The sequence below is a fragment of the Mesorhizobium qingshengii genome (genome assembly GCF_900103325.1).
GTDB classification, from domain to species: Bacteria; Pseudomonadota; Alphaproteobacteria; order Rhizobiales; family Rhizobiaceae; genus Mesorhizobium; species Mesorhizobium qingshengii.
Genome location: NZ_FMXM01000012.1, coordinates 18,643 through 36,128, shown reverse-complemented (window position 1 = coordinate 36,128; position 17,486 = coordinate 18,643). Strand labels below are relative to the sequence as shown.

18 protein-coding genes are annotated in these 17,486 nt (G+C 63.9%); 6 read left to right on the top strand and 12 right to left on the bottom strand.

What is annotated here, in order from left to right; genetic code table 11:
* Window positions 1–2: 2 nt before the first annotated feature.
* The 5 genes from BLS48_RS19335 to BLS48_RS19315 all read right to left on the bottom strand — a co-directional run bounded on the left by BLS48_RS19335 (window position 3) and on the right by BLS48_RS19315 (window position 4,571).
* Entirely contained in the window at window positions 3–209 is a 207-nt protein-coding gene (locus tag BLS48_RS19335) for a hypothetical protein (RefSeq protein ID WP_091580684.1), read from the bottom strand.
* A complete protein-coding gene (locus BLS48_RS19330) occupies window positions 206–1,156 on the bottom strand; it encodes a carbohydrate ABC transporter permease (protein WP_091580681.1) in 951 nt (316 codons plus the stop codon). Before BLS48_RS19330 ends, BLS48_RS19335 begins: the two co-directional genes overlap by 4 nt.
* Window positions 1,153–2,100 (bottom strand): carbohydrate ABC transporter permease, encoded by a 948-nt coding sequence (locus BLS48_RS19325; RefSeq protein ID WP_091581047.1) that lies wholly within the window; start codon window positions 2,098–2,100, stop codon window positions 1,153–1,155. The genes BLS48_RS19330 and BLS48_RS19325 overlap by 4 nt, the downstream gene beginning before the upstream one ends.
* A 109-nt stretch (window positions 2,101–2,209) precedes the next feature.
* The gene (locus tag BLS48_RS19320) at window positions 2,210–3,541 is read right to left on the bottom strand and encodes an ABC transporter substrate-binding protein (protein ID WP_091580678.1); all 1,332 of its coding nucleotides are present in this window, start codon (window positions 3,539–3,541) and stop codon (window positions 2,210–2,212) included.
* A 340-nt stretch (window positions 3,542–3,881) separates the two neighbouring features.
* The gene (locus tag BLS48_RS19315) at window positions 3,882–4,571 is read right to left on the bottom strand and encodes a PIG-L deacetylase family protein (RefSeq protein ID WP_091580676.1); all 690 of its coding nucleotides are present in this window, start codon (window positions 4,569–4,571) and stop codon (window positions 3,882–3,884) included.
* A gap of 28 nt (window positions 4,572–4,599) precedes the next feature.
* Between BLS48_RS19315 and BLS48_RS19310 the strand changes: the two genes are divergently transcribed.
* From BLS48_RS19310 to nhaA, 5 genes are all read left to right on the top strand, one after another.
* Complete coding sequence (locus BLS48_RS19310; protein ID WP_091580673.1) at window positions 4,600–5,490, top strand: DMT family transporter; 891 nt, start codon at window positions 4,600–4,602, stop codon at window positions 5,488–5,490.
* Between the two features lie 95 nt (window positions 5,491–5,585).
* Window positions 5,586–8,048: an ATP-dependent helicase HrpB gene (gene hrpB, locus BLS48_RS19305; RefSeq protein WP_091580670.1), complete on the top strand. Its 2,463-nt coding sequence runs from the start codon at window positions 5,586–5,588 to the stop codon at window positions 8,046–8,048.
* A 26-nt stretch (window positions 8,049–8,074) separates the two neighbouring features.
* Entirely contained in the window at window positions 8,075–9,406 is a 1,332-nt protein-coding gene (locus BLS48_RS19300; RefSeq protein WP_091580668.1) for an ActS/PrrB/RegB family redox-sensitive histidine kinase, read from the top strand.
* A gap of 85 nt (window positions 9,407–9,491) precedes the next feature.
* Window positions 9,492–10,055 carry an ActR/PrrA/RegA family redox response regulator transcription factor gene (locus tag BLS48_RS19295; protein ID WP_091580665.1) on the top strand — a complete coding sequence of 188 codons (564 nt, stop codon included), beginning with the start codon at window positions 9,492–9,494 and terminating at the stop codon, window positions 10,053–10,055.
* Between the two features lie 222 nt (window positions 10,056–10,277).
* Window positions 10,278–11,474, top strand: a complete 1,197-nt coding sequence (gene nhaA, locus BLS48_RS19290) for a Na+/H+ antiporter NhaA (RefSeq protein WP_091580662.1) — start codon at window positions 10,278–10,280, stop codon at window positions 11,472–11,474.
* A 26-nt stretch (window positions 11,475–11,500) separates the two neighbouring features.
* Here the strand turns inward: nhaA and BLS48_RS19285 are convergent, their stop codons facing one another.
* From BLS48_RS19285 to cueR, 4 genes are all read right to left on the bottom strand, one after another.
* Window positions 11,501–12,001 carry an MmcB family DNA repair protein gene (locus tag BLS48_RS19285; RefSeq protein ID WP_167365151.1) on the bottom strand — a complete coding sequence of 167 codons (501 nt, stop codon included), beginning with the start codon at window positions 11,999–12,001 and terminating at the stop codon, window positions 11,501–11,503.
* 199 nt (window positions 12,002–12,200) lie between these two features.
* Entirely contained in the window at window positions 12,201–12,365 is a 165-nt protein-coding gene (locus BLS48_RS35705) for a hypothetical protein (RefSeq protein WP_167365150.1), read from the bottom strand.
* A gap of 398 nt (window positions 12,366–12,763) precedes the next feature.
* Window positions 12,764–12,991 (bottom strand): hypothetical protein, encoded by a 228-nt coding sequence (locus BLS48_RS19280; protein WP_091580657.1) that lies wholly within the window; start codon window positions 12,989–12,991, stop codon window positions 12,764–12,766.
* A gap of 585 nt (window positions 12,992–13,576) precedes the next feature.
* Window positions 13,577–13,993, bottom strand: a complete 417-nt coding sequence (gene cueR / locus BLS48_RS19270) for a Cu(I)-responsive transcriptional regulator (protein ID WP_091580655.1) — start codon at window positions 13,991–13,993, stop codon at window positions 13,577–13,579.
* 222 nt (window positions 13,994–14,215) lie between these two features.
* On the opposite strand from cueR, the gene BLS48_RS19265 reads away from it, so the two are divergent.
* On the top strand, window positions 14,216–14,833 hold the full coding sequence (locus BLS48_RS19265) for a L,D-transpeptidase (protein WP_091581041.1): 618 nt from the start codon (window positions 14,216–14,218) through the stop codon (window positions 14,831–14,833).
* A 185-nt stretch (window positions 14,834–15,018) separates the two neighbouring features.
* Here BLS48_RS19265 and BLS48_RS19260 read toward each other — a convergent pair whose 3' ends face one another.
* The 3 genes from BLS48_RS19260 to trpS form a co-directional block, all read right to left on the bottom strand.
* The gene (locus BLS48_RS19260) at window positions 15,019–15,588 is read right to left on the bottom strand and encodes a NifU family protein (RefSeq protein ID WP_091581039.1); all 570 of its coding nucleotides are present in this window, start codon (window positions 15,586–15,588) and stop codon (window positions 15,019–15,021) included.
* A gap of 184 nt (window positions 15,589–15,772) precedes the next feature.
* Window positions 15,773–16,264: a universal stress protein gene (locus tag BLS48_RS19255; RefSeq protein ID WP_091580652.1), complete on the bottom strand. Its 492-nt coding sequence runs from the start codon at window positions 16,262–16,264 to the stop codon at window positions 15,773–15,775.
* A gap of 103 nt (window positions 16,265–16,367) precedes the next feature.
* On the bottom strand, window positions 16,368–17,435 hold the full coding sequence (gene trpS / locus BLS48_RS19250; protein WP_091580650.1) for a tryptophan--tRNA ligase: 1,068 nt from the start codon (window positions 17,433–17,435) through the stop codon (window positions 16,368–16,370).
* Between the last annotated feature and the right edge of the window lie 51 nt (window positions 17,436–17,486).

Below are 17,486 nucleotides of genomic sequence, written 5' to 3'. Positions count from 1 at the left end.
ACCTACTCCGGAAATTTCGAGACGATGATGAACATCACGGTGCCGGCGAGCATGGTGACAAAGGAATAGGTGTAGAGCGACAGCGCGAAGGGCTGAAACAGCATCAGGAAGCCGATGGCGATCAGCGCCGTGGCGATGTTTTCCATCAGGCCGCGCCGTGCCCAGACCGGCCAGCGCGATTTGCGTTTTACGGGATTGGTCATGCTCATTTGCGCACCGCGCCGAAGGTGATGCCGCGCAGCAGCTGCTTGCGAAGCAGGATGGTGAAGACAAGGATCGGCACCAGGAAGATCGTCGTGCCGGCTGCCACGGCCGGCCAGTCCTGGCCGCCTTCGCCGATGATGGTCGGGATGAACGGTGGCGCGGTCTGCGCCGTCCCGGAGGTCAAAAGGGCGGCGAAGGCGTATTCGTTCCAGGCGAAGATCAGGCAGAAGATGGCGGTCGCGGCAATGCCGGTGGTCGCCTGCGGCAGCACGGTGCGCCAGAAGGCCTGCAGCCGCGTATAGCCGTCGATCATCGCCGCCTCTTCATATTCGCGCGGGATTTCGTCGATGAAGCCTTTCAGCAGCCACACCGCCAGCGACACGTTGACCGCCGTGTAGAGCAGGATCATGCCGAGCGCCGTGTCCGACAGGCCGAGCTCGCGGTACATCAAGTAGATCGGAATGGCGACGGCTATCGGCGGCATCATGCGCGTTGACAGGATGAAGAACAGAAGGTCGTCGGCCAGCGGCACCTTGAAGCGCGAGAAGCCGTAGGCCGACAGCGTGCCGAGAAACACCGCGCAGAAGGTCGAGCCGAAGGCGATGATCAGCGAATTGACGAAGCGCGGCACGAAGTTGGACGGGCCGGCGATGACCATGTTGCGCATGCGCGTGGTCTCGTCGCAGAAGCTCGTGGCCGGGCCCAGCGAGTTGATGTATTCCGGTGTCTGCCGCGTCCGCGTCGTGAACAGGTTGCAGTAACCTTCGAGGCTCGGCTGGAACAGGATCTTGGGCGGATAGGCGATCGAGTCCGGCGGCGTCTTGAAGCTGGTGGCGAAGATCCACAGCAGCGGCACGATCGAGATCAGCGCGTAGGCGATGATGATCGCGCCCGCGATCCGCTTCGAATTCGCAGAGGGTGCGACGACCGAATGGGCAGTGGTCAGGCTCATCTCTGCTTCACCTTGTTGAGCGCCTTGACGTAGATGTTGGCCAGCCCGAACACGGCGACGAACAGAATGATGGCGAAGGCCGAGGAATAGCCGGTGCGCCAGCTCTCGAAAGCCTGCCGCTTCAGCGTGATCGAGGCGACCTCGGTGGTCGAGCCCGGCCCACCGCCGGTCAGCAGATTGACCATGTCGAACATCTTGAAGTTCTCGATGCCGCGAAACAGTACCGCCAGCATGATGAAGGGCAGCGCCATCGGCAGCGTGATCGACCAGAACTGCCGCCAGTTGGAGGCGCGGTCGACCTCGGCCGCTTCATAGATGTATTCGGGGATGGAGCGCAGGCCCGCGAGGCAGATCAGCATCACGTAAGGCGTCCACATCCAGGTGTCGACGATGATGATCGACCACGGCGCCAACGAGACGTTGGAGAGCATCTGGATGTTTGTTGGCGGAATGCCTGACACGAAGGAGATGGCATAGGCGAACAGGCCGATCTGCGGCTCGTAGAGGAAGCGCCAGAAATTGCCGACCACCGCCGGCGACAGCATCATCGGCACCAGGATCAGCGTCGTCCAGAAGGCATGGCCACGGAATTTCCTGTCGATCAGCCAGGCCAGCGTGAAGCCGATCAGCGTCTGCAAGAGGATGGTCCAGAACACGAAATGCGCCGTCGTCTGCATGGCGATCCAGATATCCTGGTCGCCGAGGATGCGCTGATAGTTGGCGAAGCCGAGATTCTTCACCACCTCGTTGGGCCGGTTGGCGCGGTAATTGGTGAACGACAGATAGATCGCCCAGAACAGCGGAAAGATGTTGATGGCGAGCAGCAACAGGATCGTCGGCGAGATGAACAGCCAGGCGAGCCCCTTGTCGCTGATGCCCCGGACCTTGCGGGCCAACGGCTCCGGGGTCGCCCGGGCAACGTTCTCCGCGGTCCGATTGAGCATGGTCAGTCCTGCTTCGGTCACTTGGGTCGTCTCTGTCATGAATTTATCTGAACTGCGTCCCGTGCCAAGGGCGGCACGGGACGCTTCGGCCTAGCTCGGGAGGAGCCGGTTACATCTTGCCATCGTCCTGGAAGACCTGGGTCCAGTCCTTGACCAGGCCGTCGAGCGCATCCTTGGCCGAACCCTGGCCGGCGACGACATAGTCATGGAAGCGCTTCTGCGAGGCCTGCAGCAGCGGCGCGTAACTCGGTTCGGCCCAGAAGTCCTTCACGATGGCCATCGAGTCGAGGAAGGTCTGCGCGTAGGGTTGGCTGGCCGGGAACTTCGGGTCCTTCACCACAGCGTTGAGGCAGGAATACCCGCCGAGCGACCACCACTTGGCCTGGACGTCCTTGTTGGCGAACCATTTGATGTATTTCAGCGCCGATTCCTGCTTGTCGGAATAGGACACCACCGAGATGCCCTGGCCGCCGAGCTGGGCGAACTGGTCGCCATCGGGACCCTTGGGATTGACGAAGTAGCCGATCTTGTCGCCGCCGACATTCTCGTCCTTCTGCAGGCCCGGCCACGTGAACGCGAAGTTCATGTGCATCGCCACCTGGCCGGATTTGAAGGCATCGACGCCTTCGCCCATGTAGCTGTTCGAGGCGCCCGGCGGGGTGCAGCAATCATAGAGCGCCTTGTAGAACTCCAGGCCCTTCACCGACTTGTCGGAATTGACGTAGCCTTCCATCTCGTAGGGCTTCTTGGGGTTCTCGTACTGGAAGCCGTAGCTGTAGAGCACGTCCATGGCGCCCATGGTGATGCCTTCCGAGCCGCGCTCGGTGTAGATCGAGGCGCCATAGACGGTCTTGCCGTCGATCTGCCGCTTCTGGAAGAATTCGGCGATCTGCTTCAACTGGTCGAAGGTCGCCGGCGGGCCGAGATCCCAGCCGTATTTCTCCTTGAATTCCTTCTGCAGTTCCGGCTTGGAGAACCAGTCCTTGCGATAGGTCCAGCCGACGACGTCGCCCATCGCCGGCAGCGCCCAGTAGTTCGGCGTGTTCTTCGGCCATTCCGAATAGCCGACGACCGTTGCCGGCACGAAATCGTCCATGCTGATCTTCTCCTTGTCGAAGAAGTCGTTCAGCTTGACGTAGTGGCCGTTCTCGGCCGCGCCGCCGATCCACTGGCTGTCGCCGATGATCAGGTCGCACAGCTTGCCGTGCGAATTCAGCTCGTTGAGGAAACGATCGGCATAGTTGGTCCACGGCACGAATTCGAATTTCATGCCGATGCCGGTTTCCTTGGTAAAATCCTTGGACAGTTCGACAAGCGCGTTGGCCGGGTCCCAGGCGGCCCAGCACAGCGTCAGGTCTTCAGCGTGCGCGACATTCGAAACCGCTGTCGACGCAACCATCGCCGAGGCCAGTCCCAACGCCATTTTCAAGCTCGATTTCATGCCTTCCTCCCATTTGCGAAACGCGCCCGGATGACGGTTTCAAGAGCTCTCAACCCCTCTCCTCAGGGGCCTAAACATGGCGGCGCCGGAGCGCGGCAGATGTTTAGTAATTTGTTTAGTGATGCAATTTTTACTAAACAAGGCAAGCGAATTCGTTGCTGCGCCGCAGCATACCGGCGCCGGCGTCTGAAATCGTTAGGAAAAGTTCGAATCGCCGGTTGGGCCCCTGTGGAACGTGGGAGCCGTGCAGGCTGATCCCGAGCAGACCTGAAGGTCGCTTCTTCTCTCTGTCTTGACGCAATTCCGGACGGAAAACCGTTTCACATTTTCCTGGAATTGCTCAGTCGACCCGTCTGGTGCTGACCATCACCGTCCGTATCGGCGGCGCCGCCGGCAGCAGGGCGCGGATGTCGGCGAAGGGGAACGTCGGTTCGAAGCGGAACGCTTCGGCCAGCGACTCTTGCGCACCGTTGCACTGGCCGGAACGGAAGGCGTTCTGCGTCCGGGCGGCGTCGACGAAGCGTTCCGGGTCCTGCGACTGATGCATGCGGATCGCCTTGGCCTTGACGGCGGCATGCGCGGAAATATCGACATAGTGCGTCGGCGAAAAACCGGTGCCGCCGAGTGTGTCGGCATGCAGCACCGGGACGGCAAACGAGGCGGCGATGCGCACGCCATCCGACAGCGCGCGGTGGTCACCGTGATAGTCGTTCGGCGCGTGCGTGATCGCGAGATCCGGGCCGATCTCGCCGATCAGCCTCTTCAGCGCCGCGATCAGTGCCGCGTCGGCCACCAGTTCGCCATCCGGGAAGTCGAGGAAGCGTGGCACGGCACCAAGCAGGGCCGCCGCTTGGGCCGCCTCCTGCCGGCGCGCCCGGGCAAGCGCGCCGGGATCACCCTTGCCGCCCCTGGCGCCGTCCGTGGCTATGGCAAAAGTGAGTTCTGCGCCTTGCGCGGCATAGGCTGCCATCGTACCGAACATGAAGATCTCGATGTCGTCCGGATGCGCACCGAGAGCCAGTATTTTCACGCTACTCTCTCCCCGGAAATGGAAAAACGTGACGAACGGAATCCTGCTCGCCTTGATCGCCTATGCAAGCTATTCGTTCAACGACGCCGTTGTCAAAAGCCTGGGCGGCCAGTTCACGGTCTTTGAAATCGGCTTCTTCACGACCTTGTTTGCCGGCTTTTTCCTGTTCTTCACCCGCCCCAACGGCGAACGCTGGCGCGACTTCTGGCGCACCGGCCGGCCCTGGGCGGTGCAGGCCCGTGCCTGGTCCGGCATCGCTTCCGGCGTGCTCAGCGTCTACGCCTTCACCACCATTCCGCTGGCTGAGTCCTACGCGTTGATCTTCCTGGCGCCGCTGTGCGTCACAATCCTCTCCACGGTCATCCTCAAGGAGAAAGTCGGCCCCTGGCGCTGGCTGGCGGTGGTCGCCGGTTTTGCCGGTGTCATGCTGGTGGTGAGGCCGGGCTTTCGCGAATTGCATCTCGGCCATCTTGCCGCCTTCGGCGTTGCCATCCTCGCCGCCGCCAGCGTCATCCTGATGCGCTCGCTCGCACAGCAGGAAAAGCGCACGACCATGCTGGGCGTGCTGATCGGCTACGGCCTGTTCTTCAACGGCATCGGCGCCGCTGCCACATCCTTCACGCTTCCGGATGCGCGGCAACTGGCCTGGCTGGTGCTGTCGGGCGCGCTCGCCGCCTGTGGACAATTGCTGCAGTTGCTGGCCGTCAAATACGCGCCCGCCAACCGGGTCGCGCCGACGCATTATTCGCAGATCGTCTGGGCGGTGATCCTCGGTGCGTTGTTCTTCCAGGAGTATCCCGACTGGCTGTCCCTGGTCGGTCTCGCTGTCGTCGGCGGCTCCGGCCTGCTGACCATGGTGCGCGAGGAAGCACGGCTGGGCACGGTGCGCTGGAATCCGTTTTCGCGGACCCGGCTTTGAACTGGCCGCGATCCCATGAGTTGCACGGCGACCGCGACCGCTGATATGCGGGCGAGGCGGGCCTGCCGCGATTGGATGAACGCATTCCTGGACCGATGACGACAAACCCCTTGCCGGAGCTTCCGGTATCCGCCGTGCTGCCGGCTCTGACTGAAGCGCTTGGCCGTGGCAACAGCGCTGTGCTGGTGGCGCCGCCGGGCGCCGGCAAGACAACGCTGGTGCCGCTGGCGCTGCTCGACGCGCCGTGGCTTGGTGTCGGCAAGATCGTTCTGCTCGAACCGCGCCGGCTCGCCGCCCGCGCCGCCGCTCGCCGCATGGCCGAACTCATCGGCGAGGAACCCGGCGCCACCGTCGGCTACGCCATGCGCATGGAAAATCGCACCTCGGCCAAGACCAGGATACTGGTCGTCACCGAAGGCGTGCTGGCGCGCATGATCCTCGACGATCCCGAACTGCCTGGTGTCTCGGCAGTGATCTTCGACGAATTCCACGAGCGTTCGCTCGATGGCGATTTCGGCCTCGCTCTGGCGCTCGACGTGCAAGGGGCGCTGCGGCCGGGCCTGCGGCTGCTGGTGATGTCGGCGACGCTCGACGGCGCGCGTGTCGCGAAACTGCTGTCGGGCGCGCCGGTGATCGAAAGCGAGGGCCGCGCTTACCCTGTCGATGTCCGCTACGACGAACGGCCGGCCGGCGTGGCAATCGAGGATGCCATGGCCAAGGCGATCCGCTCGGCGCTCGCCGACGAGAGCGGCAGCGTGCTCGCCTTCCTGCCCGGCCAGCGCGAGATCGAGCGCACCGCCGAGCGGCTGGCGGGCAAGGTCGGGGCCGGCACCGACATCGTGCCGCTCTACGGCATGCTCGACGGCAAGGCACAGGACGCGGCGATCAAGCCGGCGCCGGCGGGTCGCCGCAAGGTGGTGCTGGCCACCTCGATCGCCGAGACGTCGATCACCATCGACGGGGTGCGCGTCGTCATCGATTCCGGCCTGTCGCGGCTGCCGCGCTACGAGCCGGCCAGCGGCCTCACCCGGCTGGAAACCGTGCGCGTCAGCAAGGCGTCGGCCGACCAGCGCGCCGGCCGTGCCGGGCGCACACAAGCTGGCGTCGCCATCCGGCTGTGGCGCGCCGAGCAGACGGCTGCACTCCCCGCCTTCACCCCGCCGGAGATCCTCGAGGCGGACCTCTCCGGCCTGCTGCTCGACTGCGCCGCCTTTGGCGTCGCCGATCCGACGGCGCTCGCCTTCCTCGATCCGCCGCCGGCTCCGGCGCTCAACGAGGCAAGGACTCTGCTGCGTGCGCTGGATGCCGTCGACGAGGCGGGACGCCTGACGGAAGCGGGCATGGCGATGCGCAAACTCGCCCTGCCGGTGCGGCTGGCGCACATGGTTGCCGAGGCGGCCCGGAGCGGCCATGCCGACGAGGCGGCCATGCTTGCCGTGCTGCTAACCGAGCGTGGGCTTGGCGGCGAAGGTGCCGATCTCGAACGGCGGCTGATGCGGTTTCGATCCGAGCGATCGCCGCGTGCGACCGCCGCGCGGCAGCTCGCCGAGAGGCTGGCGAGACAGGCAGGCGGCGCGAAGAACAGCGAAGCGGTTTCTGCCGGCCTCCTGCTTGTTCACGCCTGGCCGGACCGGGTGGCGAAGGCGCGCGGCGAGCGTGGCCGCTTCGTGCTGGCCAACGGCTCCGGCGCCATGCTCGACGCCGCCGACCCGCTGGCGGGCGAGTCGTTTCTGGTCGTCGCCGATTTGCAGGGCAAGGCGCAGAATGCCCGTATCACGGCGGCCGCGGCAATCAGCGAGGACGATATCCGCGCCACGCTGGCGGACAGGATCGAGACCCGCAGGCAAACAAGCTTCGACCGCGACCGCCGCGCCGTGCGCGTGCGCGAAACGGTGCGCCTCGGCGCCATTGCCCTGTCCGAGCGCATGCTGCCGCCGCCAACCGGCGCGGACGCCGATCGCGCCATTCTCGACGCCTTGCGCGAGCATGGGCTTTCGCTGCTGACCTGGAGCAAGGAGGCGCAGACGCTGCGCCAGCGGCTGTCCTGGCTGCATCGCGGTCTTGGCGCGCCGTGGCCCGATATGGCCGATGCCGCGCTCATCGAGCGCCTCGACGATTGGCTGCTGCCGTTCCTGTCCGGCGCGGCATCCTTTGCCGCCATCGATCCGGGCACTGTCTCGGCTGGGCTCGCCGCGCTCGTGCCGCACGACTTGCAGCGCAGGATCGATACGCTGGCGCCCACCCATTTCGATGTTCCGTCGGGCAGCCATGTGCCGATCCGCTATGAAGGCGAATGGCCGGTGCTGGCGGTTCGCGTGCAGGAACTGTTCGGCCTCGACCGCCATCCTGCCATCGCCAATGGCACCGTGCCGCTGACGCTCGAACTCCTGTCGCCCGCGCACCGGCCGATCCAGACGACGCGCGACCTGCCCGGTTTCTGGCGCGGCTCCTGGGCCGACGTGCGCGCCGACATGCGCGGCCGCTACCCTCGGCATGTCTGGCCGGAAAACCCCTTGCTCGCCGCCGCCACCGCCCGCGCCAAGCCGCGCGGGACCTAGCGTTCCTGGCCCAGCGCCTGTAATCCATGGCTATGATCAACGTTTTGCGTTCGCCCGATTTCCAGCAGAGCCAGAGACTGCGCCTCAACACGCTGATCCGGCTGCGCTGGCTTGCCATTGTCGGCCAGAGCCTGACCGTGCTCGTCGTCGCCTATGGCCTGAAATTCCCGCTGCCGGTCAGCATCTGCTTTGCCTTGATCGCCTGTTCGGCCTGGATGAACCTGTTTCTGGCTTTCCGGTTTCCGGCGGCGCACCGGCTCACCCCGCTCGCGGCCTTCGGCATCCTCATCTTCGACAGCCTGCAGCTTGCCGGCCTGCTCTACATGACCGGAGGCCTCACCAATCCGTTCTCGCTGCTGATGACCGTGCCTGTGGTCATTTCGGCGACATCGCTGCCGCTGCGTCTGACCGCCATCCTCGGCGGGCTGGTGATGTCGGCGGCGACCTTCCTGGTTTTCATCCATCTGCCGTTGCCCTGGTATGAAGGCGCGCCGCTGGCAATGCCCTTCATCTATGTCGCCGGCATGTGGATGGCGGTGCTGTCCTCGATCGCCTTCACCGCCATGTACGCCTTCCGGGTGGCCGCCGAAGCGCGGCTTCTGGCCAACGCACTTGCCGCCACCGAACTGGTGCTGCAGCGCGAACAACACTTGTCGGCGCTTGATGGACTGGCCGCGGCGGCCGCGCACGAGCTCGGCACGCCGCTCGCCACCATCACGCTTGTCGCCAAGGAGATGGAAAAGGCGCTCGGCAACGATCCGAAATACGGGGAAGACGTGAAGCTGCTTCGCTCGCAGAGCGAGCGCTGCCGCGAGATCCTCAAGCGCCTGACCAGCCTGTCCTCCGAGGGCGAGGCGCATCTTTCCCGGCTGCCGCTGACCTCTTTGGTCGAGGAGGTCACCGCCCCGCATCGCGACTTCGGCATCTCGATCAAGCTCCGGCCCGGCGAACGCATCGGCCCCGAACCGGTCGGACGCCGCAATCCGGGCGTCATCTACGGCCTCGGCAACCTGGTCGAGAACGCCGTCGATTTTGCCCGCAAGAGCGTCACCGTGAGCTGGAGCTGGGACGAGGCCACCGTCACTTTCTCGATCATCGATGACGGGCCCGGGTTCCCGGCCGAGATCATCGACCGTATCGGCGAACCCTACATGTCGACGCGCCAGGGCACCGAAGCCGGCGGCGGACTGGGGCTGGGTCTGTTCATCGCCAAGACGCTGCTCGAACGCTCGGGGGCGACGCTCGATTTTCGCAATTCGAGCGGCCTGGGCGAGGGCGCCGTGGTACAGATATCATGGCCGCGCGGCGTGTTCCTCAATCCGGAAGTCACCTCGGCTAGTATGTTCGACACCGCCTGACAGCCCTTCGGGGGCTCTAAGAATTGGACAACGGGGCTCAGGAACTATATCTGCGTAAAATTGAGGCAGCAGGAATTTTGAGACTATGACAGGCGACGAAATTATTGGCGCAATGGTTGAAGGCGAGGACACCTCGCTGCTCATCGTCGATGACGACAAGCCGTTCCTTACGCGTCTGGCTCGCGCCATGGAAACCAGGGGCTTTGTGGTCGAGACGGCCGAGAGCGTCGAGGAAGCAGTCGCCAAGGCACGCGCTAATCCGCCCGCCTATGCCGTGGTCGACATGCGTCTCGGCGACGGCAACGGCCTCGACGTGGTCGCGGCCATCCGCGAGAAGCGCGACGATTCCCGCACCATCATCCTGACCGGCTATGGCAACATCGCCACCGCGGTGACGGCGGTGAAGCTTGGCGCCGTCGACTACCTGTCGAAGCCGGCCGACGCCGACGACATCTTTGCCGCACTTACCCGCACCGCCGGCGAGCGCGCGGCACCTCCGGAAAATCCGATGTCGGCCGACCGCGTCCGCTGGGAGCATATCCAGCGCGTCTACGAAATGTGCGAGCGCAATGTCTCCGAGACCGCGCGCCGGCTCAACATGCATCGCCGCACCTTGCAGCGGATCCTGGCCAAGCGCGCGCCGCGTTGAGAGACCGGTTGGGAATTCTACTGCCGGCCTCTGATGGCGTTTTCTGCGCTTCCGGTGCTCACGGACCAAATGTCCGCTGCGCTACGGTTCTCGAAACCACCACTACATGACTCGCCAGAGCGAATTTCGAAATAGCCTCTGAGACGCTGAAGCACGGTTCGATGCTTGCCCGGAGGTCGGAGTTTGAGCATCATCGCGAATGACCCGGCTAACGGAGGCGACATGCGGGACTTGAAGCAGCGGCCGGTTTCCGTCTTCCGCGAATTTCTCGATGGCGAGGCGGCCGGCGGCATCATCCTGATGGCGGCGGCGGCCCTTGCCCTGATCGTCGCCAATTCGCCGCTCTCGCAAACCTATTTCTCGGTTCTCCACGCCTATCTCGGTCCACTCAGCATCTCGCACTGGGTCAATGACGGGTTGATGGCGGTGTTCTTCCTGCTCGTCGGGCTCGAGATCAAGCGCGAGATGCTGGACGGCCAGCTGTCCACCTGGCCGAGGCGCGCGCTGCCCGGCATCGCCGCCGCCGGCGGCATGCTGGTTCCGGCACTCGTCTATGTCGCCGTCAACCGCGACAATGCGGCGGCACTCTCCGGCTGGGCTATACCAACCGCCACCGACATCGCTTTCGCGCTCGGCGTGCTGTCGCTGCTCGGCAGCCGTGTGCCGGCCTCGCTGAAGGTCTTCCTCACCGCGCTCGCCATCATCGATGATCTCGGCGCCGTCATCATCATCGCCATATTCTACACCAGCGGCCTGTCGATCGCTTACCTCGGCGCTGCCTTCGCCGTCATTGCCGTGCTCGTCGTGCTCAATCGCATGCGGGTGATGACGCTGGTGCCCTATCTCGTGCTCGGCGTCATCCTGTGGGTGCTGGTGCTGAAATCGGGCGTCCATGCGACCCTTGCCGGCGTGGCGCTGGCGTTGACCATTCCGCTCGAACGCTCCGCCGGGATCGGCCACGATCTCGACCACTCGCCGCTGCACCGGCTCGAGCATGGCCTGCACAAGATAGTGCCCTTCGTCGTCATCCCGATCTTCGGCTTCGCTAATGCCGGCGTTTCTCTGGCCGGTCTGAGCCTTGGCGCGCTGATCGAGCCGTTGACGCTGGGTGTCGCCGCCGGCCTCGTGGTCGGCAAGCTGGTCGGCGTGCTAGGCTCCTCCGCGCTTGCCATAAGGCTCGGCCTTGCCGACCTGCCGGCCAATGCCGGCTGGACGCACATGATCGGCATCTCGCTGCTCTGCGGCATCGGCTTCACCATGAGCCTGTTCATCGGCCTGCTCGCCTTCGCCAGCGATGTGGCGCTGCAGGACGCGGTCAAGGTCGGCATCCTCGCCGGCTCCTTCATCGCCGCCATCCTCGGCGCCGCCGTGCTTTTGATGGCGCCGTCGGCTATGGGGGTGAACGAGGGCGAGGGGTAGGGCGAGGAACTCAGGTTCCGCCAAAGTTACTCGCTCTCGCCCTCGAGCGCCGGCACCGACACACCTGCCAGTTCCGCCGCCAGCAGCCGCGAGGCACCGGCGCGCGCGATCCGCAGCATCAGCGCCTTGCGGGTTGCCGCCGCCATGCGGTGCTCGGGCGCCTCGCGCAGGATTTCGGCGCCGTAGCCGTCGGAGAGGATGAAGCCGCACTCCTCGGGAAAGATCTCCGCGGGCACGCCGGGATGGGTGGCGAAGAAGAAACGGTCGGAGTGCAGCCGGTAGTCGGGCCATTTGCGATCGACCCGGAAGTCCTCGATCGAGGACTTGATCTCGATGATCCAGATGTCGCCTTGCCGGGTCAGCGCGACGAGGTCGGCGCGGCGGCCGGTAGCCAGCGACAGTTCGGGCAGCACGTGGGCGCCCATTTCCCTCAACAGCCGCTGTACCCCGCGCCGCACCAGCATGGCGCGTTCGGATTGGCGCCCGTCGATGAGCGGGTTGATTGCTATGGGTGAGATGATCGGCATGGCGGGCACCATGCCAGATTTTGTTCACGGTTTGAACCTGTTTTATGCGGGCGATTATCTGGTTGACGAACCCAGATGAAAAAATCGGGATGCAGTCCTCGACGGGCCGGTCCCCCAAGGGGAGTAAAACTGTCCCGCCTGGCCACGACACTGTCCGGCGCAGAACCTGCGTCAACCTGAACGCCGGTTGGGCCTTCCCCTACGCGGTCTTAACCGCAGCAGCGTGAGGGAGCATCCAGGCCTTCTCTTCGGCAAGGAGCTTCAACAGCAGACCGCGATTTACGGGGTCTGTTTCCGTTTCCAGCCTCTTTTCGAAGTGCTTGATATTCTCTCGGTGTATGAACTCAGCATCGCTGACCGGCATCTCGCGCTCCTTTCAGGAAGCTTGAGCAATCCAGTTAGGCTATGCCTTTCGCGGCACTCGGTCCAATGAATCATCACAATTCGGACTGCGGCATGGACGCCATCCATCCGCAGGGAATGGCCGGTGCAGCTCGGGCTCATTGGGGTGTGGACTGCACCGGCCACTGCGGGAAGGGTCTTATGTCCCCCGCGCTCCTTAAACTATGGGTATATTAGCGACAACGCAACTAATCCTATCGGCGATACCCAGCCATAGGGGGATGCGGTCCAGGTGACACTGCTGCGGCCGCTTGTCGGAGCAGCCGCGAGCATTTGAATCGACCGGCATTTTATTTGGCCTGGCTCCACACCGGCCACGGGGCACGCCCTGAAACGGGCGGGGCGCGCTCCGCGTTCCGGCTAACCGGGGACCACTATCCGGGGTTGATGGGCGACGATGAAGTTCAAAGCGTCGTCATAGCTGGCGAAGTCGTCGGTATTCGCGGCCAACGGCTTCTCGTCGCCGCTCACCGCCCATATCTGCTTGTCCCCGGATGAAGAGAGGAGGTAAAAGAACGCAACGCAGCGCTCTTCAGCGAAGACGAAGTACAAATCTTCTTCGCGCAACGGCCTTTTCACGATGATCATGGATTGCGCGCGGCTATAGCGCGATGCCTTTGGTCCGATGAGGGCTGACTAGACCAAAATGATGCCGCGAGTCCAGTCGCACCATCCCTCGCCGTTGCTTGCGTCTGATCAGCGGCAAAGGCCCCGGCAGATGCCGAGGCCTACGCCCGCTCTCGTCAGAAGCGAATCCAGAAGGATCTGCGGAAACATCTCCGGCGCCAATGGCCGTAACGCCAGTAGCGACGGCAAACCCGTCTCCAGCCGCGGCGGCGCCTCCTGCGACGCCAGTGTACGGGCTCGGCGCCGTTCTGGGTATCCGGACCATCCGGCTCCAGAATGTCGTCGGACGGTTTGTCGAGTTCATCGAGAATGCCGGGTCCCGTACTCGGGATGCCAGCCAGTGCGGTGCCAGGGCGCGCAACGGCGACAATTGCCGCAGCGCCTGTCAGTCCGAGCATTCCAGTCAGAAACAATCGCCGATCCATGCCAACCTCCATCGTTGATCATTGCGACGATGAGGAAATAGAGCAGTCGGTTGCCGCGCCTAGATGCGCGAGGAAATTGGTCGACGCCGCCAAAAACGCCCCCGGGCCGCCGGCGCGGTCCTTATGCCGACACCGAAGCGGCTTTGTCGCCGAGCGCTCCCGCCATGTCATCCAGGATCGGGCAGTCCGGCCTCGCATCGCCATGGCAGGCGTGGATCAGCTTCTGCAAGGTCGAGCGCATCGACTGCAGCTCCCGCACCTTCTCCTCGATCGCCGTGACATGCGCGGCGGCAATCTCGCGCACATCGTGGCTGGCGCGGCCGCGATCCTGGTAGAGCGCCATCAGCTGCCGGCAATCGTCGATGGAAAAGCCGAGGTTGCGCGCGCGGCGCAGAAAGGCAAGCCGGTGGATGTCGTCGCCGGAATAGTCGCGGTAGCCATTGCTGGCGCGCGCCGGTGCGATCAGGCCGATTTCTTCGTAGTAGCGGATGGTCTTGGCCGGCAGGCCTGAACGGTGGGCGGCGTCACCGACATTCATGACGATTTTCCTCGGTTTTTAACGAGCCCTCGAGCTTGGCCCTTTGAATTTCCTTCACAATCCTGTGAAGGCTGTTGCCGAAATGCCATAGTGATACGGTTACCGGCACGTAAGCCCCATCATATAGGCATCGCGTGCTTGGCAAGCAAAGCAAATGCCAGCATGAATGATGGTGAGAAAGCGGCCGACTCGTGCCGCTGGGGCGGGGCACCGGATCACCTGATGCGCATGAAGTCGTTTGCAATAGTCGCCGCACTGGCGCTTTCCACTGCTATGGCCGGTTGCAGCACCATCGGCTCGCAGATGTTCTCCAACAACTACGGCGCGGTCACCGACGCCGGTTACCAGCTGCCGCGCATCCCGATCGAGAAGGTGCCGATGAAGTACCATCGGCAAGAGGTGAATTACGACACCAAGGAAAAGCCGGGCACGATCATCGTCGATACGCAGAACAAGTTTCTGTACTTCGTCGAGGGCGACGGCCGGGCGATGCGCTACGGCATCGGCGTCGGCCGCGAGGGCTTTGAATGGCACGGCACAGCCCACATCGCGCTGAAGCGCGAGTGGCCGACCTGGACGCCGCCTTCGCAGATGATCCAGCGTCAGCCGGAACTGGCCAAGTTTGCCGGCGGCATGGAGCCTGGGCTGAAGAACCCGCTCGGCGCACGCGCCATGTATCTGTTCAACAAGGGCGGCGACATGGGCTATCGCCTGCATGGCAGCCCGGAATGGAACTCTATCGGCAAGGCAATGTCGTCGGGCTGCATCCGCCTGATGAACCAGGATATTATAGACCTCTATGACCGCGCCTCGGTGGGCGCCAAGGTCATTGTTCTTTAGACCATGATCCCGAAAAACCGGTACCGGTTTTCGGAAATCGTGATCAGATAGAGGCAGCTTTCGTACGCGGACCGTCTAGGCAACAACGGACGTCCCAGACAGAAAACCGGGCAATTTGGCCCGGTTTTTTGTTTTCGTTGGCGTGGTTGGCCGCCGAACATTTCACCCGCCGGCGGGGGGAAGCCTCAGGAGACCTGCTCGACCTGCTGCACTTCAGGCACGAAATGCCGGAGCAGGTTCTGGATGCCGTGCTTCAACGTCGCCGTCGATGACGGGCAGCCGGCGCAGGCGCCCTTCATGTGCAGGAAAACCGTTCCGTTCTCGAAGCCGCGGAAGGTGATATCGCCGCCATCCTGGGCGACCGCCGGGCGGACCCGCGTGTCGAGCAGTTCCTTGATGGTGATGACGAGTTCCTCGTCGGCCTTGTCGTAGAACTCACCGGTCAGGCTGGTTTCGGCGGCAGGGCCGGCCTTGGCCATGACCGGCGCGCCGGACATGAAATGCTCCATGATGGCGCCCAGGATAGCCGGCTTCAGATGCTGCCAGTCGGGGCCATCCTTGGTCACGGTGATGAAATCATAGCCGAAGAAGACACCGGTCACGCCCGGAATCTCGAACAGCCGGCCGGCCAGCGGCGAGGCAACGGCGGCACTGTCGGCGTCGCGGAAATCGGCGGTGCCTTCCAGAAGCACTTCCTTGCCGGGCAGGAATTTCAGCGTCGCCGGGTTTGGTGTCGATTCGGTCTGGATGAACATGGCCGTCTCCGCGCCCATTTCGGGCAACTAGTTTGGAATAATTCTAAATAAGCTCTATTGGCGGGACATTCAAGCGAAACGCGTCGCCGGAATGGCCGGTTGGCGGAATGTTTTTGCTGCTTCTCACACGCTTGAGACGTGCTGAGATTCAGGTCAGGCCGGCATCGCCTGATATCAATACATCTCAGGCGAGGCTGTCGATCTCCTCGTCCGACAGGTTCTGCGGCACCACGGTCACCGGGATCGGGAATGCGGCACCCTTGCCGGCGACTGCGCCGACCAGCGGCCCTGGCCCTTCCTTGCCGGCGCCGGCGGCCAGCACCAGGATGGCGATGTCCTGGTCTTCCTCGATCAGTTTGTGGATCTCATCCGTCGGCTTGCCTTCGCGCACCACCATCTCCGGCTCGATACCAAGTTTCTGCCGCACCTTGTTGGCATAGCTGTCGAGTGCCGCGCGCGCCGTGGCGTTTGCTTCCTCGCGCATGATCTTCTCGACACCCAGCCAGTGCTGGAAGTCGTCCGGCTCGATGACGTAGAGCAGCACCAGCGTGCCGTTGGTGCTCTGCGCCCGCTTCGAGGCGTAGGCGACGGCGCGTTCGCATTCCGGCGTATCGTCGATGATCGCCAGGAACTTGCGGCGGTGGCCGGCTTCGCGGCTGAGGCGTTTGGAGACCATGTCTATCTGCTCGATGTGGTTTCGGCCGCAATCTGCCACCGCGGCCGACCGGCGGCAAGCCGCCGGCCTTGTACCAGTGTAGTGCAGTGCACCAACGCTGGGATCAGTCCTGCAGCAGTCCGATGATGTCGCGCACCGTCTTCATCGTCGCTTCGGCGAGCACGCCGGCGCGCTCGCCGCCGTCCTTGAGCACCGCGTCGACATAGGCGCGGTCATCGGAAATGCGGCGCATCTCGCTGGCGATCGGCGCCAGCTTTTCCACCGCCAGGTCGGCCAGCGCCGGCTTGAACACCGAAAACTGCTGACCGGCGAACTCCTTCAGCACGTCGGCCTTCGACATCTCGGCGAGACCGGCATAGATGCCGACCAGGTTTTCCGCCTCGGGCCGGGCGGCCAGGCCATCCAACTCGCTCGGCAACGCTTCCGGGTCGGTCTTGGCCTTGCGGATCTTCTTCGAGATGGCATCGGCGTCGTCGGTCAGGTTGATGCGCGACAGATCGGACGGATCCGACTTCGACATCTTCTTCGAGCCATCGCGCAGCGACATGATGCGCGCCGCTGGCCCGCCGATGACCGGTTCGGTCAGCGGGAAATAGCCGTGCACGGTCTCCTCGCCGACCTGCATTTCGACACCGACGCCAAGACCGGCGATGCGCGCGGAAAAGTCGTTGTTGAATTTCTGCGCGATGTCGCGGGTCAGTTCCAGATGCTGCTTCTGGTCCTCGCCCACCGGCACGTGCGTGGCGCGGTAGAGCAGGATGTCGGCGGCCATCAGTGAGGGATAGGCAAGCAGGCCGAGCGAGGCGTTCTCGCGGTCCTTGCCGGCCTTGTCCTTGAACTGCGTCATGCGGTTCATCCAGCCGATGCGCGCCACGCAATTGAAGATCCAGGCAAGCTCGGCATGCTGCATGACCCGCGACTGGTTGAAGACGATGTGCTTCTTCGGGTCGATGCCCGAGGCGAGGAACGCCGCGGTGATCGACCGTGTCTGGTCGGCGAGGTCTTCATAGACGAGCTGGGCCGTCAGCGAATGCAGGTCGACGACGCAGTAGATGCAGTCGGATGTGTCCTGCAGGGCGACGAATTTCTTGATGGCGCCGAGATAGTTGCCGAGGTGCAGATTGCCGGTCGGCTGGACGCCGGAGAAGACGAGTGGCTTGAAGGCGGTCATTATTGTTCCCTTGGCTTGTGGAGGGCCGTTTCGCGCGCGGCGAAAGTCTTT

Bases quoted from the DNA above. Each gene is read 5' to 3' on its own strand.
- BLS48_RS19335 (WP_091580684.1), bottom strand. From the start codon at position 209: ATGAGCATGACCAATCCCGTAAAACGCAAATCGCGCTGGCCGGTCTGG.
- BLS48_RS19330 (WP_091580681.1), bottom strand. From the start codon at position 1,156: ATGAGCCTGACCACTGCCCATTCGGTCGTCGCACCCTCTGCGAATTCG.
- BLS48_RS19325 (WP_091581047.1), bottom strand. From the start codon at position 2,100: ATGCTCAATCGGACCGCGGAGAACGTTGCCCGGGCGACCCCGGAGCCG.
- BLS48_RS19320 (WP_091580678.1), bottom strand. From the start codon at position 3,541: ATGAAATCGAGCTTGAAAATGGCGTTGGGACTGGCCTCGGCGATGGTT.
- hrpB (WP_091580670.1), top strand. From the start codon at position 5,586: ATGACGACAAACCCCTTGCCGGAGCTTCCGGTATCCGCCGTGCTGCCG.
- BLS48_RS19300 (WP_091580668.1), top strand. From the start codon at position 8,075: ATGGCTATGATCAACGTTTTGCGTTCGCCCGATTTCCAGCAGAGCCAG.
- BLS48_RS19295 (WP_091580665.1), top strand. From the start codon at position 9,492: ATGACAGGCGACGAAATTATTGGCGCAATGGTTGAAGGCGAGGACACC.
- nhaA (WP_091580662.1), top strand. From the start codon at position 10,278: ATGCGGGACTTGAAGCAGCGGCCGGTTTCCGTCTTCCGCGAATTTCTC.
- BLS48_RS19285 (WP_167365151.1), bottom strand. From the start codon at position 12,001: ATGCCGATCATCTCACCCATAGCAATCAACCCGCTCATCGACGGGCGC.
- BLS48_RS35705 (WP_167365150.1), bottom strand. From the start codon at position 12,365: ATGCCGGTCAGCGATGCTGAGTTCATACACCGAGAGAATATCAAGCAC.
- BLS48_RS19280 (WP_091580657.1), bottom strand. From the start codon at position 12,991: ATGATCATCGTGAAAAGGCCGTTGCGCGAAGAAGATTTGTACTTCGTC.
- cueR (WP_091580655.1), bottom strand. From the start codon at position 13,993: ATGAATGTCGGTGACGCCGCCCACCGTTCAGGCCTGCCGGCCAAGACC.
- BLS48_RS19265 (WP_091581041.1), top strand. From the start codon at position 14,216: ATGCGCATGAAGTCGTTTGCAATAGTCGCCGCACTGGCGCTTTCCACT.
- BLS48_RS19260 (WP_091581039.1), bottom strand. From the start codon at position 15,588: ATGTTCATCCAGACCGAATCGACACCAAACCCGGCGACGCTGAAATTC.
- BLS48_RS19255 (WP_091580652.1), bottom strand. From the start codon at position 16,264: ATGGTCTCCAAACGCCTCAGCCGCGAAGCCGGCCACCGCCGCAAGTTC.
- trpS (WP_091580650.1), bottom strand. From the start codon at position 17,435: ATGACCGCCTTCAAGCCACTCGTCTTCTCCGGCGTCCAGCCGACCGGC.